15 protein-coding genes are annotated in these 20112 nt (G+C 70.2%); 11 read left to right on the forward strand and 4 right to left on the reverse strand.

Translation table 11 applies throughout. The annotated features are described in order from the left end of the window. Positions 1-32 precede the first annotated feature (32 nt). From AC16DP_RS09200 to AC16DP_RS09235, 8 genes are all read left to right on the forward strand, one after another. Positions 33-1691 (forward strand): peptide ABC transporter substrate-binding protein, encoded by a 1659-nt coding sequence (locus AC16DP_RS09200; protein WP_329731110.1) that lies wholly within the window; start codon positions 33-35, stop codon positions 1689-1691. A gap of 3 nt (positions 1692-1694) precedes the next feature. Then, positions 1695-2579 carry an ABC transporter permease gene (locus AC16DP_RS09205; RefSeq protein ID WP_329731109.1) on the forward strand — a complete coding sequence of 295 codons (885 nt, stop codon included), beginning with the start codon at positions 1695-1697 and terminating at the stop codon, positions 2577-2579. Then, entirely contained in the window at positions 2576-3391 is an 816-nt protein-coding gene (locus AC16DP_RS09210; RefSeq protein WP_329731108.1) for an ABC transporter permease, read from the forward strand. Before AC16DP_RS09205 ends, AC16DP_RS09210 begins: the two co-directional genes overlap by 4 nt. Positions 3392-3491: 100 nt before the next feature. Then, the gene (locus tag AC16DP_RS09215; protein WP_329731107.1) at positions 3492-3947 is read left to right on the forward strand and encodes a response regulator; all 456 of its coding nucleotides are present in this window, start codon (positions 3492-3494) and stop codon (positions 3945-3947) included. 80 nt (positions 3948-4027) lie between these two features. Beyond that, complete coding sequence (locus tag AC16DP_RS09220; RefSeq protein ID WP_329731106.1) at positions 4028-4573, forward strand: YqgE/AlgH family protein; 546 nt, start codon at positions 4028-4030, stop codon at positions 4571-4573. After that, positions 4573-4830 carry a BolA family protein gene (locus AC16DP_RS09225; protein WP_329731105.1) on the forward strand — a complete coding sequence of 86 codons (258 nt, stop codon included), beginning with the start codon at positions 4573-4575 and terminating at the stop codon, positions 4828-4830. Before AC16DP_RS09220 ends, AC16DP_RS09225 begins: the two co-directional genes overlap by 1 nt. Before the next feature lie 15 nt (positions 4831-4845). Beyond that, on the forward strand, positions 4846-5163 hold the full coding sequence (gene grxD / locus AC16DP_RS09230; RefSeq protein WP_329731116.1) for a Grx4 family monothiol glutaredoxin: 318 nt from the start codon (positions 4846-4848) through the stop codon (positions 5161-5163). A gap of 82 nt (positions 5164-5245) precedes the next feature. Further along, positions 5246-6538, forward strand: coding sequence for a sigma 54-interacting transcriptional regulator (locus AC16DP_RS09235; protein ID WP_329731104.1), 1293 nt, complete (start codon positions 5246-5248; stop codon positions 6536-6538). On the opposite strand, the gene AC16DP_RS09240 is transcribed toward AC16DP_RS09235, so the two are convergent. Next, the gene (locus tag AC16DP_RS09240; RefSeq protein ID WP_329731103.1) at positions 6508-9507 is read right to left on the reverse strand and encodes a protein kinase domain-containing protein; all 3000 of its coding nucleotides are present in this window, start codon (positions 9505-9507) and stop codon (positions 6508-6510) included. The two genes, AC16DP_RS09235 and AC16DP_RS09240, sit on opposite strands and share 31 nt — an antisense overlap. Positions 9508-10118: 611 nt before the next feature. Between AC16DP_RS09240 and AC16DP_RS09245 the strand changes: the two genes are divergently transcribed. Together AC16DP_RS09245 and AC16DP_RS09250 are read left to right on the forward strand one after the other, a co-directional pair. Then, complete coding sequence (locus tag AC16DP_RS09245) at positions 10119-11390, forward strand: DUF2914 domain-containing protein (protein ID WP_329731102.1); 1272 nt, start codon at positions 10119-10121, stop codon at positions 11388-11390. A gap of 2 nt (positions 11391-11392) precedes the next feature. Beyond that, on the forward strand, positions 11393-11893 hold the full coding sequence (locus tag AC16DP_RS09250) for a hypothetical protein (protein WP_329731101.1): 501 nt from the start codon (positions 11393-11395) through the stop codon (positions 11891-11893). On the opposite strand, the gene AC16DP_RS09255 is transcribed toward AC16DP_RS09250, so the two are convergent. Then, complete coding sequence (locus tag AC16DP_RS09255) at positions 11890-13419, reverse strand: aminopeptidase P family protein (protein WP_329731100.1); 1530 nt, start codon at positions 13417-13419, stop codon at positions 11890-11892. The genes AC16DP_RS09250 and AC16DP_RS09255 overlap by 4 nt on opposite strands. Before the next feature lie 157 nt (positions 13420-13576). Here AC16DP_RS09255 and AC16DP_RS09260 point away from each other — a divergent pair, with 157 nt between their 5' ends. Further along, complete coding sequence (locus tag AC16DP_RS09260; protein WP_329731099.1) at positions 13577-17305, forward strand: protein kinase domain-containing protein; 3729 nt, start codon at positions 13577-13579, stop codon at positions 17303-17305. On the opposite strand, the gene AC16DP_RS09265 is transcribed toward AC16DP_RS09260, so the two are convergent. Together AC16DP_RS09265 and AC16DP_RS09270 are read right to left on the reverse strand one after the other, a co-directional pair. Further along, complete coding sequence (locus tag AC16DP_RS09265) at positions 17276-18025, reverse strand: 16S rRNA (uracil(1498)-N(3))-methyltransferase (RefSeq protein WP_329731098.1); 750 nt, start codon at positions 18023-18025, stop codon at positions 17276-17278. The two genes, AC16DP_RS09260 and AC16DP_RS09265, sit on opposite strands and share 30 nt — an antisense overlap. A gap of 117 nt (positions 18026-18142) precedes the next feature. Then, positions 18143-19957 (reverse strand): hypothetical protein, encoded by a 1815-nt coding sequence (locus tag AC16DP_RS09270; protein ID WP_329731097.1) that lies wholly within the window; start codon positions 19955-19957, stop codon positions 18143-18145. Between the last annotated feature and the right edge of the window lie 155 nt (positions 19958-20112).

The following is a 20112-nucleotide window of genomic DNA, read 5'->3' on the forward strand; positions in this document are numbered from 1 at the left end:
CCGTGGCTCCGCGCTCGTTCCGACTCGCCTTGATGCTCGTCCTGGTCCTCGTGGCCGGAGGCTGCCGTTGTGGCTTCCAGCCCGACCCTGGCGTCAAGGTCGTCGTCCCCGCGATGCCCACCACGCTCGACTGGAGCTACTCGGACCCCCATAGCTGGGCCAACTACCCCGTCATGCTCGCCACCCAGCGCGGGCTCACCACGCTCGCGCCGGACCACTCCGTCCAGCCCGGGCTCGCCGAGCGTTGGGAGCGCTCCCGCACCGCCACCGGCCAGGAGGTCTACACCTTCCATCTCCGCCAGGACGTGCACTGGTCCGATGGTGTCACCCCCCTCACCGCCCAGGACTTCGTCATCGGCTGGCACCGCGCCCTCCAGGGCCGCGAGCGCGGAGAACTGGCCGACCTCGCCGGATCCGATGAGGTGCTCGACCTCCAGGAGAAGGGCGCTCCCCCCGAGCAGTTGAAGGCCGCCCTCGCTCGCACCGGCGTCGAGGCGCTCGACCCGCACACCCTCCGCGTCACCCTGGCCCGCCCGCGCAATTACTTCCTCGCGCGCCTCGCCAACGTGTACCTCTTCTTCCCCGCGCCCTCCGCCGTGCTCGCCGGCAAGACCGAGGAGCAGGTGCGCGACTACTTCGACCGGCCTCGCGAGGGCCACCCCCTGGCCCTCGGCCCCTACCGCGTGGAGAACTGGGACCGCGCCGGGGAGCGCGTGCGGCTCGTCCACAACCCGCACTCCGCCTTCCAGCCGCCGCTCGCCCCCGGTGAGCGCCCGGCGCCCGTGCTCACCCTCCTGAAGTCCGAGATCGGCCCCGCCCTCTACGAGCGCGGCCGCGTGGACTTCGTCTTCGTGGACAGCGCCGTGGCCCTCCAGGGCCGCCGCCCGGAGGACCTCCAGCGCGAGCCGCTCCTCTCCACCTACTTCCTCGCCATCAACACCGAGCGCCCCCCGCTCGACCGGCCCGAGGTGCGCCGCGCCCTCTCCCGCGCCATCGACCGCGAGGCCCTCATGAAGGGGCTGCTGCCCGCCGCTCGTCCCAGCCACGTCCTCCTCCCGCCCGAGTTGCCCGGCGCCGCTTCTCCCGAGGAGGCCGCGCGCCTGCCCCACTTCGACCCCGAGCGCGCCCGCGCGGAGCTCGCCAACGTCCCCGGACTGGACCGGCCGCTGCGGCTCGTCTACCGCTCGGGAGATTCCTTCGTGCCCGAGGTGGCCATCGCCGAGCGCCTCGCCGCGCAGCTCGCCGCCGTGGGGGTGAAGGTGACGCTGGATGCGCGCTCGGACTTCTCCGCCGAGGTGGCCCGCCGCTCCGCCGAGGGTCCTCGCGCCTACGATCTCTACCTGCGCCGCCTCGGCGCCGACTACGCGCACCCCAACACCTTCTTCACCCTCTTCGAGCGCACCGGCCTCCACCAGACGGGCTGGGAGACGCAGCAGGGCGGCGAGCCCATGGACCGCTTCGAGCGGCTCCTCGACGAGGCCGACGCCGAGCCCGACGAGGCCCGCTCGCGCGCCCTCTACGTCCAGGCCCAGGCGGTGCTGCTCGACGAGATGGCCGTCATCGCGCCGCTCTACCACCCGGACCGCTACTTCCGGACGCGGGCCTCCCTGCGCGGCGTGGACGTGGACCCCTTCAACTTCCTCTCCCTGCGCGAGCTGCGGCTGGGCCCGGCCCCCGCGGAGGTGCACTGAGCCATGCCTCCCGCGCTCCTGCGTCTCGGCCGGCAGCTGGTGCTCGTGCCCATCGTCGCCATCGCGTCCTACTTCCTCATGGCCGCGCTGCCCCTCACCACCGCCGACGACGCCAAGCGCCAGGTGGCTCCCGAAGTGCTCGCCTCCTACCGGAGGGATCTCGGCCTGGGACAGCCGCTCGGCTTCCTCCGCCCCTGGGAGAAGCTCTTCCGCGGCGAGCGCCTGGGCACCAGCGCCCAGGGCATCACCGGGGACGAGCTGCTGTGGAAGCTCTCCGGCAGCGTGGGCGTGGGACTCGTGGCCCTGGTGCTCGCGCTCGGGTGGGCCCTGGCCTTCGCGCTGCTCCGGGCCCGCTGGCGGCGCAGCCGGCTCTCCGTGCTCGGTGACGCGCTGCCCGCAGCGGCCTTCGGCACCCCCGTCTTCATCCCCGCGCTGCTGCTCGCCCCCGCCGTCGTGGAGCGTGGCCACCTGCTGCCCGAGCTGAGCGCCGCGCTCGTCATCTCCGTCTGGCCCGGCATCTTCCTCGGCACGCTGGTGGCGGATGCGCTCGACACCGAGCTGGCCCGCGACTACGTGCGCACCGCCCTCGGCAAGGGCCTGTCCCCGCGCGCCGTGCTGTGGCGCCACGTGCTGCCCAACGTGCTGCCCGCGCTGCTCGACGCCGTGGGCCCCGTGGCCACCGCGCTCCTCGCCGGCTCCTTCGCCGCCGAGCGCGTCTTCGGCCTGCCGTACTTCGGCCAGCTCTACGTCCTCGCCGTGCTGCAGAAGCAGGTGGCCGTCGTCGTGGTGGCCACCACCGTCTTCGCCTCGCTGCTCGTCCTCGTGGGCCTCGCCGTGGAGCTCGTGCGGCTCCTCGTGGACCCTCGCGCCCGGGAGGCCCGCTCATGAGCGCCCACCGCATCCCCACGCGCGCCTGGGTGGGCCTCGTGCTGCTCGTGGGCCTGGGCCTCGCGAGCTGGCTCGCCGGCCGTGTCTTCCCCGAGGCGCTCGCCCACACCTGTCCCCTGGGCATGGACCCCACCCACCCGGACCGCTCCGTGTGCGAGCTGGCCTTCGGCGGCCTCTGGGTCTCCCTGGCCATCGGCCTGACCGCGGGCGCCCTGTCCACCGTGCTGGGGCTCGGCGTGGCCATGAGCGCCCGGGCGGCGGGCGGCACGGTGGAGCACTGGGTGCTGCGTGCCGTGGACGCCGTCTTCGCGCTGCCGGACGTGCTGGTGGTGATGGTGCTCCAGCTCGCCGGCCAGTCCGTGCTGGACGCGGGCCACGCGGGCGGATTGGGCCCCTTCGGCCTCATGGTGGTGTCCCTGGCCCTGGTGGGCTGGGCGGGCCCGGCGCGCATGTTCCGCAACCGCCTGGCCACCCTGGAGGGCCAGGAGTTCATCGCCGCCTCGCGCGCCCTGGGCGCCGGCCGCTGGCACCTGCTGCGCGTCCACCTCTGGCCCGCCCTGCGGCCCTTCGTGCTCGCCGTCTTCCTCAGCCGCCTGCCGACCGCCATCCTCACCGAGTCCACCGTCAGCTTCTTCGGCATCGCCCGGATGGAGCCCATGTCGCTCGGCCGCTACCTCGGCACCAGCTACGCGGCCCTCATCTACGAGGGCGGCGCCCGCGTGGTGCTGCCCGCCTGGGGGCTCCTGGTGCTCCTCGTGCTCGGCGCCTCGCTCTCCTCCCAGGCACTCGGGGCAGGGACGCGCCGCGCCTGAGGGGAGCGGCGGTTCGCCCTTCCGTACGTGGCGAGTGTGGAATTGCGGGCAGTGCGGTGGACGTTGGAACCACACGAACCCCCATCCCACGAAGGTTGCCATGTCCATCGTCAACGAGGAGCTTCCCATCGCCACGGGTCACGCCCGCTCCAAGACCCGGGACGAAGACAGCCTGAAGCTGGAGCCCGTCCGGGGCACCGTTCTCATCGTCGAGGACGACCCGGCCCACCGCGAGCTGCTGGTGGAGCTGCTCACCCAGTGGGGGTACGCCCCGCTCCCCGTGGGCAGCGCCGAGGAGGCCGAGTTCGCCGTGCGCAACAAGCGCATGGACGCGGCCATCGTGGACGTCTTCCTGCCGGGACGCAGTGGCACCAACCTCATGGCCCGCTTGCGCGAGAAGTTCCCCCAGGCCGTCCTCATCGGCGTGAGCGCCATGAGCGATGCGTCCATGGCCCGCAAGTGCAAGGGGCTGGGCGCGGATCTGTTCATCGGCAAGCCGCTGGCCCCGGAGAAGCTCGCCCAGGCGCTCCAGTCCCGGCACACCAGCTGGCACTGAGCGAGCACCCCTCCGGCCTCCAGTCCAGGAGGGGTACGATTCGGTTGCGCGGAGCGGGGGAAGGGCCGACACTTCCCTCTGTGCAGACTCTCGCTCCTGGCCTCCTGGTGGCCATGCCACAACTGACGGACTCGAACTTCCGCCGCTCGGTCATCCTCATGCTCGAGCACGGCGAGGGCGGGTCCATGGGTCTCATCATCAACCGCGGGGCCTCGCTGACGCTGGGGGAGCTGGCCAAGAACCAGTCCCTCGCCATCGCCCCCGAGCGGGTGAACCAGCCCGTCTTCATGGGCGGCCCCGTGGAGAACCACCGCGGCTTCGTCCTCCACAACGTCGAGACCGTGGAGGAGAAGCACGAGGTGGTTCCCGGCCTCTTCCTGAGCCTCACGCTGGACACGCTCGGACCCCTGCTGAAGGATCCCTCGGCCCACCTGCGCTTCTGCCTGGGCTATGCCGGTTGGGGCGCCCAGCAGCTGGAGAGCGAGATCTCCTCGGGCTCCTGGCTCTATGCCGAGGCCTCCGCCCGGCCCGTACTGGAGGGAGACCCTGGCATGCTCTGGGAGAACACGCTCAAGAGCATGGCCGTGGATCCCGCGATGCTCTTGAAGGGGAAGGGACTGAACTGATGCTTGATCCAGATGCCATCCGCGAGCGGATTGCCGGCGCGCTGCCCGGCTCGGAAGTGGACGTGCGCGACACCACGGGGACCGGAGACCACTTCGAGGCCCGCGTGGTGAGCCCCGCCTTCGCGGGCAAGTCCATGGTGGAGCAGCACCAGCTGGTGTATGCGCCGCTGCAGGACTGGCTGAAGACCGGCGAGCTGCACGCGCTCGCCCTGAAGACCTACTCGCCCGAACAGTGGAAGAAGTTCGGCAATCGCTGACGAGGTAATGGAATGATGACTCCCGAGTTGAAGGCGCGTTTCGACGAGGCCGTGCGCAACAACAAGATCGTCCTCTTCATGAAGGGCAACGCGATGTTCCCGCAGTGCGGTTTCTCCGCGCGTGCGTTGCAGATCCTCCAGCAGCACGGGCAGGTGCACACGGTGGACGTGCTGGCGGACCCCGAGGTGCGCCAGGGCATCAAGGAGTACAGCAACTGGCCCACGATTCCCCAGGTGTTCATCAACGGGAAGTTCGTGGGGGGCTCGGACATCCTCATGGAGCTGGAAGAGCGCGGCGAGCTGGCGGAGATGATCGCCGGCAAGGCGCCGTGAGTCCGGCGTATTCGTCCAGGGGGACCCGCCGGGTGCCCAGAGGAGCCTGGGGCGCGTGAGGGCGGAGGAGGGAACGAATCCCATGGAAGAGGGGACCGGGCGGCTCAAGCTGCGGTCCCACAGAATCCGCATCGAGGCCGTCAAGGGGCCCGATGCGGGCAGGAGCGCCGAGCTTCCCGGGCTCTCGGTGAGTATCGGGAGCGGCGGGGACTGCGACTTCGTCCTGACGGACCCGACGGTCAGCCGGCTCCACCTGTACCTGCGCATCGAGAAGGATGCGCTCCGGGTGAGTGACGCGGGCAGCCGCAACGGCACGTGCATCGATGGCACGCAGGTGCGCGATGCCTACGCCCGGCCGGATTCACTCATCACCCTGGGCGGGACGACGCTGCGCCTGCGCATGCTCGCCGACGTGGTGGAGCTGCCGATCTCCTCCCGCGAGGCCTTTGGCCAGCTGCTCGGCCGGAGCATCGCCATGCGCCGCGTGTTCTCGCTGCTGGAGCGGGCCGCTCCCACGGACGTCACCGTGCTGCTGGAGGGCGAGACGGGGACCGGCAAGGAGTGGGCCGCCATCGGCCTGCACCAGGAGAGCCCGCGGGCCGAGGGGCCCTTCGTCGTCTTCGACTGCTCCGCCGTGGCCCCCTCGCTCATCGAGAGCGCGCTCTTCGGGCAGATGCGGGGCGCCTTCACGGGCGCGACGGTGGAGCGCCCGGGCGTCTTCGAGGAGGCCCACGGCGGGACGCTCTTCCTGGACGAGGTGGGCGAGCTGCCCCTGGAGTTGCAGCCCAAGTTGCTGCGCGCGTTGGAGTCGCGCGAGGTGCGGCGCCTGGGCGGCAGCGGCTCGCGGCGGGTGGACGTCCGGGTCATCGCCGCGACGAACCGCTCCCTGCTCCAGGACGTGGACCGGGGCCGCTTCCGCGAGGATCTCTACTACCGCCTGGCGGTCATCACCGTGCGGATGCCGCCCCTGCGCGAGCGTCTCGAGGACATCCCGCTGCTCGTCCGGCACTTCGAGAAGGGACGCACGCCGCTGCCCGGGAGCGTGGTGGATGCCTTCTGTGAGCAGAGCTGGCCGGGCAACGTCCGGGAGTTGCGCAACGCGGTGGAGCGCGCCCATGCGCTCGGCCCCCCGGAGCCCGCGGAGCCCGGTGCCAGGGCGGGCCCTGCTCCCGGCGCGCTGGGGGTGGATCTCTCCGAGCCGCTGCTCTCCGGGCGGCAGCGCGTCGCGGAGGCCTACGAGCGGGAGTACATCGAGCGCGCCCTGAAGGAGACGGGCGGCAACGTCTCGCGCGCCGCCGCGCTGGCGGGGGTGGGGCGCAAGTTCATGCAGCAGGCCATGAAGCGTCACGGGCTGCGCGGCGGCGGCGAGGACTGACGGGGCGTGCTCGCGCCGCGGCACAGGCCCTCGCCCCCCGCGCGGTACAGGAGCGCGACCTCGGTGGGCGTCAGGACGCGGTTCCACAAGGCCACCTCGTCGAGGTGGCCGTTCCACTGGCCCGTCTCGCTGGAGGAGCGGCTGCCGAGGCGCAGGGGCCGGCCGTTGTCGAGGCTTCCGGAGCGCAGGGTGGGATCGAACCGGGCCACGGCCCGGCCGTCGACGTAGAAAGTCCCTCCGTCGGGCGCCAGACGGTCCACCGTCACCGTGACGAGGTGCCAGGCGCCATCGGCGACGAAGTGCCCGGACCAGTAGTTGGTGCAGGAGACGGAGGGGTGCATCCTGCACCGGCCGGAGCCCTGTCCATCCGCGAGCTGGAAGCTCAGCCGGCCGCGGTAGAGGAACAGGCAATAGCCGCGCGTGGGGCCCGCGGCGGTGTCCTCCTGCTCGAGGCGCTTGTCGAGCACCACCCGTATCTCGCGGGTATCGGTGGTGCGCAGCCACGCGCTGACGGAGAAGGCACCGCGGCCGAAGTCGAGCGCGGCGGAAGCGGGCGCCTCGAGGTAGCCGCCGTCCAGGGCGAGCCCGTCGCGGACCCGGCCCGTCACGGTGCGGGAGGCGCCGGAGGTGCGGCCGGGGAGGGCGGCTCCCAGCACGGCGCCCGGGTCCGGCGCGTCGAGCGGGTACCAGGCCACCAGCCCGGCGGGTGGGGGGAGGCACCGGCGCTGCCCGGACTCGTGCGGGGAGGACGGGTTCTGCCGGGTGATGAAGAGCTCCGCCTCTCCCGTGTTCGTCAGCGGTGGCCCTTCCAGCGCGAGGGTCCGCTCGAAGGTCCCCGCGAGGAGGATGCGGCCCCATGGGTCCACGGCCACGCTCCGCGGCACCTGCTGGCCGGGGCCCGTGCCGTGGCGGAGCGCGAGGATGCGCCCGTCCGGCTCGAGCTCGAGCAGGAAGAGATCCATCTCCCCCCCGCCTTCCCGGAGCGTCCCGGTGACCACGAGCCGGCCCTCCGGGGCGGCGGAGAGGCTCGCGGGGAAGGCCCGCTCCAGGCCGTCGAGCCGCTGACGCCGCAGCGGATGGCCCCAGGACGTGAACCAGTGCGCGGACAGTCCGGGCCCGGCGCCGGGAGCCTCTGCTTCCCGCCGCAGGACGACGACCTGCCCCTGTGCGTCGAAGGTGGCGAGCGCCGGGGCCCCGCTTCCCGCGCCGTCGAGCCGCTGGCTCCAGAGGTGACGCCCGTCCGCGCCGAAGAGGGCCACGACATGACTCCAGGCCTCCGGGGCGCCGGGCGGGGGTTGTCCACCCGGCCCGGGGCCGCCCTCGGTGGCGCTGGTGAGGACGATGGTGCCCGACGCATCCACGGCGAGGGTGAGGGGGGACTGGCTCCGCGCGTCGCCGAAGCGGTGGCTCCACAGGGGCTGGCCCTCGGGGGAGAAGCGCGCCAGGAAGACATCCGTGTGGCCCTGGCTGACGAGCGCTCCCGGGCCGAAGTCGATGGCGCCCCGGAAGTTTCCGGCCAGCACGACGCCTCCCCCGGGGTGGGCGGCCAGGGCGACGGCGTGCTGCTCACTGGCGTCGCCGAAGCGGCGGCTCCACTGCGTCCGTCCGTCCGGGGACAGGCGGGCGAGGAAGACGTCGGAGCCCGCGGGGTTGAAGAGGGGGTGGCCGTCGAGGTCCAGGGCATCGACGAAGTGTCCGGCGATGAAGACGTGCTCCTCGGCATCGACGACGAGGGTGGTGGCCTGCTGCACCCCGCTATCGCCGAAGCGCCGGCTCCAGCGGGGCCGCCCATCCGGGGCGAGCCGGGCCACGAAGACATCGTCGTTGCCCGCGCTCACCAGCGGCCCGAGGCCGAAGTCGAGGCTCCCCTGGAAGGCCCCGGCGGCGAACACGTCCCCGCGGGCCCCGGACGCGAGGTGGATGTATTGACGCCGTCCGGTGCTTCCCAGATTCCGGCTCCAGGCGGGGCCCGTCAGGTCCGGGGCGAAGGGTGCCCCCGCCACCGGGCGCGGGCGAGGGGCCGGAGCCGGTGGGGCGCGCCAGAGCACGGCGGCTCCCAGCCCCAACAGCAGCAGCGCACCCGGAAGGCCCCACGGCGGCCCTGGACGCCGCCGGGGGCGGGAGGGCGTGGCGAGCGCGGTGGCCAGCTCGTGGGCCGTCGGCCTCCGCTCGGGCTGGCGCTCCAGGCAGCGCGCCACCCACCCGAACAGCTCGTCCCGTCCCCGGGCGAGCGCCTCTCCGGCGTGCGGCACGTCTCCGGTGAGCAGCTCGTGCAGCAGCACCCCCAGCGAGTAGATGTCGCTGGCGTAACCGGCGTCGCGGCCGGCGAGCTGCTCGGGAGACGCATAGCGGGGCGTCATCGGCGCGAGCCCGGGGGTGGAGGAGTCCCAGCCCTCCCAGAGTGCCCGGGTGATGCCGAGGTCGACGATGACGGGCTCGTGGCCACCGCGCAGCCGGACGTTGGAGGGTTTGAGATCCCGGTGCACGCCGCCCGCGGCGTGGATGGCGGCCAGCCCCCGGGCGAGCCCCACGCCCAGCCGCCTCACCTGGTCCGGCTCGAAGCGGCCCGCATCGAGGCGCTCGCGCAGGGAGGGGCCGTCGATGAACTCGAGCACCAGGCAGGGCAGCCCCGCGTGCCGCACGAGGGTGGGCTCGAGGGCGCGCACGACGTGGGGCGAGGGGCCGATGGCCTGGACGCGGCACAGCAGCGCCAGCTCCCGCTGCTCGAACCTGTGCACGACGTCCGGGTGGGTGGCGAAGTGGGGCCGGAGCACCTTGAGGGCCACCCGTCTGGGAGGCGCCCCCGTCAGCTCGAGCGCCGCCAGCACCCAGCTGAACGTCCCTTCTCCCAGCGGGTATTCGATGGCATAGCGCCGGGCCACGACGTCGCCGGGGCCGAGCGGGCACGGCTCCTTCCGGGCCATCTGCTCATCGCCCGCCGTGGCGGTTCTCTCGTTCGCGGCAGACATGCTTCACACCGGGTCGCGGTCACTCCTCGGAGACACGCGCCCAGGGCGGGCCTCACCCATACTCCGAGTATAGGTGGGGCGGGGCGGGACGGCCAAGGTGTGATGCGGCCCGGCGCCAGGGCGCCTCGCTGAATCCGAGTGGAGGCAGTGCGGCGGGGGAGGTGGCTCCAGGTGGATGCAGTTGGCGGCCCTCCGGGCCCGTTGTCCGGGTCCAGGCTCGCTGGAGACACCGTCTTCCCCGGCGGCGTCCGTGGCGGCACGTCGATTGCTCACTCACGCACATCTCTCCAGTCACGTCCAAGGAGCATCATCGCGTGCACGCAGCCAGATGGAGCCACCCACCTGTTGCGCGATGGGCGGGTGCTGGCCGTTGGAGGATTCAAGCCGGTAAACCCACGGCCTGCAGTGGGGGGGGGGGAGACACGCCGGGCCCTGTCCTTTGCCTCGGGGGGGGAGGAAGGACAGGGCCCGGCCGTGGCTCCTGGAGACGCGCTCGACGATGGGACTCGGGTGGCCCGGCCGACCGCTGGACGGGATGGCGGCCGGCCTTCCCCCTCCCCGAGGGAGCCAGGAAGGGACATCCCGAGGCGGCTCCCCTACAATCCGGGGACGTGGCGATCGAGACATCTCCTCCACAGGAAACGGCGGCTCCCCCCGAGCCGGTACGGGAGACGCCTGGGCCCGGGGTCCCGCTCTACGTGGTCTCCGAGGCGCCCGCCGTCCACGTCCCGTCCGAGGTGCTGGCGGAGGAGACACCCACCCTGAAGCAGCGGGTGCGGGACTTCCGGGCCCGCCATGCGAAGTGGGAGCTGGCGCTCTTCTTCTTCGCGAGCTTCGCCTACGACATCGCCACGCTGCGGCGCATCGACAACTGGCTCGTGCTCACCAAGCAGGGCCTGTTCCTCGGGGTGCTGGGCCTGCTGCTGCTGGTGGAACTGCGCTGGAGTTGGGACGCGGAGCCGCCCCGGTGGCTCGCCCGGGTGTGGCGCTTCCGCGAGGACGCGCTGCACTTCTTCCTCGGCGGCCTGCTGAGCCCCTACACCCTCTTCTATTTCAAGAGCGCGTCCGGACTGACGGCGTTCCTGTTCCTCACGGCCGTCTTCGGGCTGCTGGTGGCCAACGAGCTGCCGCGCTTCCGGGCGCTGGGGCCCGTGGTGCGCGTGGGGCTCTTCAGCTTCTGCCTCACCTCGTACTGCGCGTACCTGCTGCCCGTGGTGCTCGGCTACTACAGCGGGACGCTGTTCATGGCCTCCGTGGGCCTGTCCTGCGCGGCCACGCTGCTCATCACCCTGCTGGTGGGGCTGTGGAGCGGGGACCGGCGGCGCACGCTGCGGCACGTGGCGCTGCCGGGGCTCGGCATCCAGGGGCTGCTGGTCGCGCTGTACCTGCTGCGGGCCATTCCCCCGGTGCCCCTTTCCATGCTCTCGAGCGGCATCTACCACGGCGTGGAGGTGGTGAAGGGCCCCAGGGGCAAGGACTACCGGCTGCTCCACGAGCGCGCCGGGTGGCGGCTGTGGGAGCGCGGGGACCAGGACTTCCGCGCGCGCTCCGGCGACCGGGTGTACTTCTTCGCCAGCGTCTTCGCCCCCACGAGCTTCAAGCCCCAGCGCGCGGGAGACCGGGGGACGCGGCTCGTCATCCGCTGGTACTACGACGACCCCGAGAAGGGCTGGACGCAGTTCCACGCCTACGACGACCTGTACCTGGAGCAGGGCGGGCGCGAGCGGGGCTTCCGGACGTTCGCGTACGTGACGAATCCTCGGCCCGGTGACTGGCGCGTCGCCATGGAGACCGAGGACGGGCGGGAGATCGGCCGGCTGTCCTTCACCGTGACGCCCGATGACTCCACGGCGCCGCGCGAGTTCAAGGTGGACGCGGGGTGAGGATGCGCTCGACCCTTCTGGTGCTCACGGTGCTCGTGGGTCTTCCCGGCCTCGCGCGAGCCCAGGCCGCGACGCCGTACCACCCCCGGATCGCGGGCGTGCCCATGACCTGCACGTCCTCGCGGGGCGAGCCGGTGGCCTTCGTGCCGAACACCTCGCTCGCCGATGTGGGGCTGTGGTTCTCCGGGTGGCCCGGCGTTCCCGCGCACGTCGAGTACAACCCCGGCCTGCTGGCGCGATTGCCGCCGAAGGTGCAGCTCTTCTGGTTCGGCCATGCGTGCGCGCACGCGGGGCCCGGGGAGAACCCCGGCGAGGAGGGGGCGGACTGCGCGTCCATCCAGCTCCTCAAGCGGCAGGGGCTCGTGTCGCGCGCGCAGGTGGGCGAGCTGCAGTCCTACTTCTCGAGCGTGCCGGTGGGGGTGCCCTGGGGTCATCGCCCAGGGCCCGACCGCGCCCGGCTGCTGCTCGCGTGCTACGACCGCGGCCCGCAGCCGAAGCGTTAGCGCTTCTCGCTCCAGATCTGCTTCATCCAGTCCTCGATGTCCCTCGGCTCGCGGGGGATGTCCTCGGACAGGACGCGGCAGCCCGTCTTCGTCACGAGCACGTCGTCCTCGATGCGCACGCCGATGCCCCGGTACTTCGCCGGCACCGTCAGGTCGTCCTTCTGGAAGTACAGGCCCGGCTCCACCGTCAGCACCATGCCCGCCTTCAGCTTGCCGTACTTGTACGCCTCCTGCCGCGCCTGCGCGCAGTCATGCACGTCCAGGCCCAGCATGTGGCTGACGTTGTGCAGCGAGTAGCGCTTGTAGAACTGGTGCTCCTCCTTCAGCGCCTCCTCCGGCGTCGTCTTGAGGATGCCCAGCTCGTACAGGCCCTCGGCCAGCACCTTCATGGCCGCCCGGTTGGGCTCCATGAAGTCGTTGCCCGGCTTCACCGCGGCGATCGCCTGGTTCTGCGCCTCCAGCACCAGCTCGTAGATCTCCCGCTGCTCCTTGGAGAACTTGCCCGAGATGGGCAGCGTGCGCGTGATGTCCGCCGTGTAGAGGCTGTTGCCCTCCACGCCCGCGTCCAGCAACAGCAGCTCGCCCTTCTTGATGTCACCGTCGTTGCGCGTCCAGTGCAGCACGCAGGCGTGGTGGCCGGCCGCGGCGATGGTGCCGTAGCCCACGTCGTTGCCCTCCACCCGCGCGCGCAGGTTGAAGACGCCCTCCACCTCGCGCTCGTTCCGGGCCGCCTTCAGCCGGCGGATGACGTCCTCGAAGCCCCGGTGCGTGGAGTCGATGGCCGTCTCCAGCTCGCGCACCTCCAGCTTGTCCTTGATGAGCCGCATCTCGGACAGCGCCGTGGCCAGCTGCTTGTCGCGCTCGGCGTGCTCCGTCACCGCGCCATCCACCTGGGCGGACATGCCGCGCAGCACGCGCGTGGGGATGACGGCCGCGCCCTTCAGTCCCTCCAGGAAGCCCGGAAGCTCGGGCAGGCCGCGGGCCTCGTGCACGCCGAAGCGCGCCTGGCTCTCCTTCACGCCCAGCCGCGGACCCACCCACAGCTCGCCCTTGATGCGGTCCGTGAAGAAGGTGGAGTCGCTGCGGCCCGGGTTGGGCTCCACGAAGAGGATGTCCGTGTGGCCACCGCCCTCCTTCGGCTGGAGCACCAGCACGCAGTCGGGCTCCATGTTGCCCGTCAGGTAGTAGAAGTCCGTGCCCGGCCGGAAGCGGTAATACGTGTCGTTGGCGCGCACCTTCTCGTGGCCCGTGGGAATGACGATCGTCTCGCCCGGGAAGAGCTTGGACAGCTCCCGGCGCCGGCCCTCGAAGACCTCGGCATGCTTCATCTTCGGGGGAGGCTTGCCTGCCTGGGGCTTCCACCCCTGCATCATGAAGTCGAGCAGGGCGGGGGGCGCCACCGAGTCATGTCCGGCGGGCTTCGCCTTCGACTCGGACTCGGGGGTGACGAGGGGCTGCTGCTCGGGCACCTGCTCCTGCGCGGTGACCGCGACGGCCTGGGCTCTGGTGGGGGTCTTCTTCGCCATGGGAGTGACTCTTCAACAACCCATCACGCCCCTTCAAGCCCGATGCACCAGGTCTTCCGCGCAGTGTCCGCCCCACGGTGGTGCTCGCTCTCCCGCTGAATCGTGTTATTCCTCGTGTCCCTGGCTTCCCGTGAGCCGGGGGACGTGCGGCCTCGTGATGAGCGACGAAGAGCAGACAGCGGTCATCGACAGCAGCCGGGGGTTGCTCTCCAGCGGCACCCTGGGCTCGCTGGACAACCGCACACCCATCACCCTCCCGGGCATTGCCATCGCCGAGCGGCGCTCGCTGGAGCCGGGAATGCGGGTGACGGGCCGCTACCTCATCCGCGAGCAGCTGGGCGAGGGCGGCATGGGCCGCATCTGGCTCGCCGAGGACGAGCAGGAGCAGCGCCGCGTGGCGCTCAAGGTGATGCAGCTGCCCGCGGGCCTGCCCCCCGCGAAGATAGAGGAGCTCGTGCTGATGTTCCGCCACGAGTTCTTCGCGATGAAGCGGCTGCAGCACCCGGGCACCCTCAAGGTGTTCGACTGCGGGCTGACCGAGTCGGGCCACCGCTACATCACCATGGAGGCGGTGGACGGCCAGGACCTGAGCCGGCTGGCGCGCGAGCAGGTGCTCGACACCCGCACCCTCTACCGCATCCTCATCCAGATGGCGCAGGTGCTGGCCTTCATCCACTCGCGCCTCTACGTGCACTGCGACATCAAGGCCAGCAACGTGCGCATCACCAGCTCCGGCGCGGTGAAGCTGATGGACTTCGGGGTGATGCACCAGCTGGGCACGCCGGGCTCCGGCCGCCTCAAGGGCACCCTGGAGTACCTCGCCCCCGAGTGGCAGCGCGGCGCCAGCATCGACGGGCGCGCGGACCTGTACTCGCTCGGGGTGATGGCCTTCTTCCTGGCCACGCGCCAGCTGCCCTTCAAGAAGCGCGACACCCCGGCCTCGCTGCTCGCGGACCACCTCACCCGCCTCCCGCCGCGGCCCTCCAGCATCTGCCCGGTGGATCCGCACCTGGAGGAGATCATCCTCGTGCTGCTCGCCAAGGACCCCCGCGAGCGCTTCCAGGATGCCTCCGAGCTGTTGTCGGCGCTGTGCCACGCCAGCGGGGAGCCGCTGCCCGAGGAGCCACTGGCGGCTCGCGCCAGCTACCTGCACGTCCCGGAGGTGGTGGGGCGGAAGGCGGAGCTGGAGCTGTTGCTGCGGGCGCTCCAGAAGGCCGGAGAGGGCGAGTCCCGCGCGGTGCTGCTGGGAGCGCCCGCGGGCGTGGGCAAGTCGCGCCTGTTGCAGGAGCTCGAGCTGCAGGCCCAGCTCGCGGAGATCCCCGTTGGGGTGGGGCACTGCCGTGCGGAGGGCCTGGCGCCGTTGGCTCCCGTGGGGCAGGCGCTGCGGATGCTGGTGCCGCGCACCCCGGCCGAGCTGCTGGAGCGGCTGGGGCCCCTGCTGGGCAAGCTGGTGCCGTCGCTCGCCACCGGGCCGGTGCCCACCTTCCGGGACGCGGGCGCGGAGAAGATGGCCGTCTTCGGGGCCCTCGCCGAGTGGCTCCAGACGCTGGGCCACCAGTGCTCCTTCGTCCTGTGCCTCGAGGACCTGCAGTGGGCGGACGCCGCGTCGCTGGAGGTGCTCAATGTCATCATCCGCGCGCTGCACCAGACGCGCGGGATGGTGGTGGCCACCTTCCGCTCCAACGAGCTGAACCGGCTGAGCCTGGCCTTCGAGACGGTGGACGAGGGGCTCACCTCTCGGCTGGAGCTCTCGCCGCTGACGGCCATGCACCTCGAGGACCTGGTGAGCCTGGTGCTGCCCGGGCTGGACGTGCCCGCGGGCTTCGTGGCCCGGCTGCACGCCACCACCGGCGGCAATGCCTTCTTCGCCAGCGAGTGTCTGCGCATGCTGGTGGAGGAGGGCGCCCTGCGGCGGGTGGGCGGCCGCTGGAGCGCGGTGGAGAACCTGGAGGAGCGCGCGCTGCCGGGGAGCATCCAGGAGACGGTGCTGGCGCGGCTGGCGACCCTGCCCCCCGAGCGGGTGGCGCTGCTGCGGCGGCTGGCTCCGGCGGGGCGCAGCCTGGAGCTGCCCCTGGTGCGCGCGCTGGCGGAGCTGCCCGAGGTGGAGTTGTTCCAGGCGCTCGACGAGCTGGTGGAGCGGCAGTTCCTCCAGCGCGTGGAGGGCCGCTGCGTCTTCACCCACGACACCGTGCACGAGTCGCTGCACGAGAGCACTCCGGAGGTGGCGCGGCGGGCCCACCACGGGCGCATCGCGGAGATCCTCCAGCAGTTGGGAGGCAACCGGCCGGGCGTGGCGCGGGCGGTGGGCTACCACTTCACCCGCTCGAACGAGCCGCAGCGCGCCGTCCTCCCGCTGCTGCGCGCCGGGCAGGCCTCCATCGAGGCCAAGGCCCTGCTGGATGCCACGCTGGTGTTGAAGGAGGCCGCCGCGCTGCTGGAGACGGGCCCCCGCACGCCCGAGCGCATGGAGCAGCTCATCCGCACCTGGGTGACGCTCATCGAGATCGGCTACGTGAGTGATCCGCCCACCTCGCTGCTCTACGCGGAGAAGCTCTTCGCCCACTGGGCGGCCACGGTGGACCTGGGCGCGGGCCGGCGGGAGGCGCTGGCTCGACTGGCGGAGGCATCCGCGGCCCCCGAGGCCGAGCGCCACGAGGCGTTGCGGCGCGTCATCCGGGAGATTCCGCTCGAGGCGCGCATGGCGCCCGCGGACGTGTTCTGGAAGCAGGCGGAGCTTCAGATATTGCAGAGCATCGCGATGGCCATCATGGGCCGCACGGCGGAGTTCCACGCGCTGCTGGAGCGCGTGCAGGCCGAGCACCCGGTGGAGTCGCCCTACCGCTCCGGGGCCCTCATCGCGAGGGGCGCGCTCAGCTCTCACACCGGGCGCTTCGCGGGCGTGGTGGAGGCGCAGCGCGCGGAGGTGGACCGGCTGCGGGCCCTGCGCGACGCGGTGACACATCCGCCCCGGCGCCTGGCGTGGGCGCTCGGCATGGGCTGCTACTTCCTGAACATGAACCTTGCCCTGCGCGGTGAGCCGCTCGACGAGCTGGCCACGCAGGACGGGTTCGACGTGGCGGACACCTACGGCTTCACCGACATCCGCATCTACCACCTGCAGTCGCAGATCGTCCGCGCGTCCTTCATCGGCGATGCCACCGCCTTCGTGCCGCCCTTCAGCGAGAAGCAGGAGCTCATCCGGCTGCTGGGCCACCCGCGCCTGCCGGAGCGCAACCTCGCCATCTACACGCCGCCCTACTACCTGGAGCGCGGCGAGCACGAGCTGGTGGCCGCGGTGGTGGCCAAGGGCGAGCAGCTCTCCCAGGTGCTGCCCGGGGACCGCTGGCTGAAGCTGTACGTGCGGGTGTACTCGGCGTGCCGGGATGTGCTCTTCGAGGACGCGGCCGCCGCGCGCGAGTCGCTGCCCAGGGCGCTGGAGGCCGCGCGCGCGGGGGACTTCCGGATGGAGACGCTGGTGCGCGTCTACGAGTCGCGCTTCGAGCTCGCCCAGGGCCGTCCGGACGCCGCACGCGAGGCCGCGGAGGCAGCGCTGCGGCGCTCCCTGGAGCCGGTGCTCGCCAATCCGTTCGATGAGATCCTCTCCCGCCGCGCGCTGGCGCCGCTGGTGCCCGGGGAGGAGGGAGCGGCGCACCTGGCCCGAGCGCTCGCGCTGGCCGAGGCCACGGGCAACGTGTTGCAGGTGGGGCTGGTGAACCTGGCCCTGGCGGAGCGGTGGCTGGAGGACGCGCCCGACAAGGCGGATGCGGCGCTCGACGTGGCGGAAGGGGCCTTCCTCGCCGTGAGGGCGGGCGTGCTGCTGCCGCGCCTGGACAGCCTCCGGACGGCCACGACGCTCCTATGCCGTGCGCGCGGCGTCCTCCCGTAGCAGCGCGAGCTGACCGAGGAGCACGGGGACGGCCGTCTCCACCCGGAGGATGCGCGGGCCGAGCGAGAAGGGCCGGAAGCCGTGGGCCTCCAGCAGCTCGGCCTCGAAAGGTACCCAGCCGCCATCCGGTCCCACGGCCATCATCACGCGCGGTGCCGTCTGGACGCCCACCCGGTGCAGGGGTTGGGACGCGGGCGGGTGGGGGAGGAGCCGGAGGGCCTCGGTGCCGAAGAGGGCATCCAGCTCGTCCTCGACGAAGGGGCGGAAGCGCTCGCGGATGAGCACCTCGGGGAGCCGGGTGTCGCGGGCCTGCTCGAGGCCCTGGAGGAGGAGCTCCTCGACGAAGCCGGGGGCCAGCACCTTGGAGTCGAAGTAGCTCTTCTCCACGCGCGCGGCGTTGACGAGCACCACTCTGTCCACGCCGAGCTGGGCCACCGCCGGCAGCACGCGTTTGAGGGCCTTGGGGCGGGGAATGGCGAGCAGCAGGTCCACGCCGGCCCTCGGGGGAGGCGGGTCGGTGAGGGAGACGCGCAGACGCAGCAGGCCCGGGGTGTTCTCCAGCACCTCGCCGGTGCCCACGAGCCCACCGAGTCTGCCCACGCGCAGCGTTTCACCGGGCTCGGCGCGGAGCACCTCGCGGGCGTGCTGGGCCCGTCGGCCCGTCATCTGGACGGTGCCATCGGGGAGGAAGTCGGAGTCCTGGAGGAGCAGCAGGTTCAAGGGGCGCTATAAAGTACCATCCATTTTCCTGTTGGCAACGGGATGGCGATGGCAAAAAGCAGATGCTGAAATGAATTTACTAGAAGATTTCCAGTGTTGATGAGTGCGTGCTTGGGATCATAGCCGTCTAGGTCCGAAGCATTCAGCAATGATGTGGCCAGAGCTATCAGTCCTCGCCGATATGCAATCGGATTCTAAATGTCGTGGCCAATTGCTGCGCACTCTTCCTATCACATGCAGGTCGGGTGAACAAACTAACAGGTTCGAACCAGTGGGCTCGCGAATGAGTCGGAGCGGCGTACTCAGTTCGGGAACGAGACTGTCGTTCACCCACTCAACCTCTAAAGATTCCTCGGTATAGTGCCACTCAAGATTGACTTCCCGATGGAGGTCCTTCTGGTACTCGTTCCAAATGACGCGCTCACCTGGGTCCTCCCAGTAGCCTTGTGCACTCACGATAGGACTGATACGAGCAAGCCAGTCCTTGAGGCCATCTGCATTTGAGAAGTCGCCCGGCATATCGGCGAGAAGCCGCAAAGCCATATTTCGGGAGGGGAGACCTCCTTGGAGAAGTAGCGCGGCCTGAAGCGATGGGACACCATACGTCAAAGTTCGAGCTGTATGGCCGGACAGGACTTTGGCGAACTTCTTGTCGTAGGTCACGGCATGGGCACGAACAGCCTCAACGGCCCAAACCATTCGGTAGACGATTCCATCTTGAATGAATCTGATGCACCTGTCTCCATGTTTGTCAACCATTGAGCCAAGTGCAGTGCCGCGTACCCAATCGCCGACGACAGTCTCCCATTTGTCTGGTCTCTCCTTTGTCGAAGTCGAGAAGGTTGGTACCTGCATGAAGAAGCGAGTGAGGTAGAGTATGTTCTCTATTGCGGCCTCAATGTCGCCACCTGCTAAAGTAGCGTCCGCGAGTTCTAGTTTCTCCGCGAGAGCGGCAATGTTGGCATCGAGCAGGCTTCCAGCGTTGTAGCCCACGCCAGCCGAGAAGAACGCACGCCGCTGTTCGGTGTTGGTTTTTTCCCATAGCCATAACGCGCGATTTTTTAGAAGTGCGTCAAGCGCGCCTTGCAGAGATGATTGTTCGCGTTCTATGTGACGCCGCCAAAGCGAGCTACTAAGTACTGCATCTAGTTCTTCCGCGACGTTTTCGGGAGCGCAGTCCAACTGCTCCACGGAGGCGAAGATGGCCATATCGAGGTCGTCGAGCAGTTGTGTGCCGGTAATCTCCTGACCGTCATCCTCCTCGTTGTGCTCATCGCCCTCTTTTTTGTTGTCCTCGTTAGCACCTTCGGCTGCTCGGCTGTACCACGGAATTGCTGTGCTGCTATTCGTTTCTTCCCAAAAACTTGTGGTATTCAGGATGTATTCTTCAAGATCCTCCCATGAGCAGTCATTCATCAGATGCTTGCGGAGCCGAGAGGCTAATTCCCCTACCAGTTCAACGAGACCGCTTTTCAGTTGGCGGGAGCGTGATGCGGCGAGCAGGTTGGTGAATTCGCCTGTCTTCCTTTTTAGCGCTGTCGGCTTGGTGTCAAAGATTGGGTAGATGGTAAGGCCATCAAGGTCTACGAATGCTCTTCCGGAACGGCCCATGACGTTGGCCAATTCCTCAGGGGGAATTGTGAGAGGTTCTGTGATGAATTTTTGGCCTTTTTTGACTTTTCGCGATCCACGGTAGAGGGATCGAAGGATTAGAGCGCTGCAAGAAAGGTCAATGCCCTGCGCGAGTGTCGGCGAGGCGAGCGCGACTTTCAGAATTCGAGAGCTTAGCAGTGACTCTACTTCTGACAAAAATGCTCGTGGAAGTCCACCGTGGTGAACAGCCACGCCGTTGCGCAGTGCGCACACCGCAACGTGCTTTTCGCCGAGCCATTCCTTTCCGATCGCAATCGCTCGATCCAGTTGGAGTTGCAATTTTTCTAGTTGTTCGGGCGATGCATTGATCCCGCCTTATTCACCAGAAGGGCTGGAGGGTGACCGGAAAAGAAGGGTGACGCGCCTGACCTCCCGAGTGGTAGAGGGGTGTTGTTCAGACAACCACCACCAAACGGCAGGAGGCGCGTCATGGG

This window comes from Archangium sp., assembly GCF_057119385.1.

Coding starts and splice junctions, on each gene's coding strand:
- AC16DP_RS09200 (WP_329731110.1), top strand. CDS start 33: ATGCTCGTCCTGGTCCTCGTGGCCGGAGGCTGCCGTTGTGGCTTCCAG.
- AC16DP_RS09205 (WP_329731109.1), top strand. CDS start 1,695: ATGCCTCCCGCGCTCCTGCGTCTCGGCCGGCAGCTGGTGCTCGTGCCC.
- AC16DP_RS09210 (WP_329731108.1), top strand. CDS start 2,576: ATGAGCGCCCACCGCATCCCCACGCGCGCCTGGGTGGGCCTCGTGCTG.
- AC16DP_RS09215 (WP_329731107.1), top strand. CDS start 3,492: ATGTCCATCGTCAACGAGGAGCTTCCCATCGCCACGGGTCACGCCCGC.
- AC16DP_RS09225 (WP_329731105.1), top strand. CDS start 4,573: ATGCTTGATCCAGATGCCATCCGCGAGCGGATTGCCGGCGCGCTGCCC.
- grxD (WP_329731116.1), top strand. CDS start 4,846: ATGACTCCCGAGTTGAAGGCGCGTTTCGACGAGGCCGTGCGCAACAAC.
- AC16DP_RS09235 (WP_329731104.1), top strand. CDS start 5,246: ATGGAAGAGGGGACCGGGCGGCTCAAGCTGCGGTCCCACAGAATCCGC.
- AC16DP_RS09240 (WP_329731103.1), bottom strand. CDS start 9,507: ATGTCTGCCGCGAACGAGAGAACCGCCACGGCGGGCGATGAGCAGATG.
- AC16DP_RS09250 (WP_329731101.1), top strand. CDS start 11,393: ATGCGCTCGACCCTTCTGGTGCTCACGGTGCTCGTGGGTCTTCCCGGC.
- AC16DP_RS09255 (WP_329731100.1), bottom strand. CDS start 13,419: ATGGCGAAGAAGACCCCCACCAGAGCCCAGGCCGTCGCGGTCACCGCG.
- AC16DP_RS09260 (WP_329731099.1), top strand. CDS start 13,577: ATGAGCGACGAAGAGCAGACAGCGGTCATCGACAGCAGCCGGGGGTTG.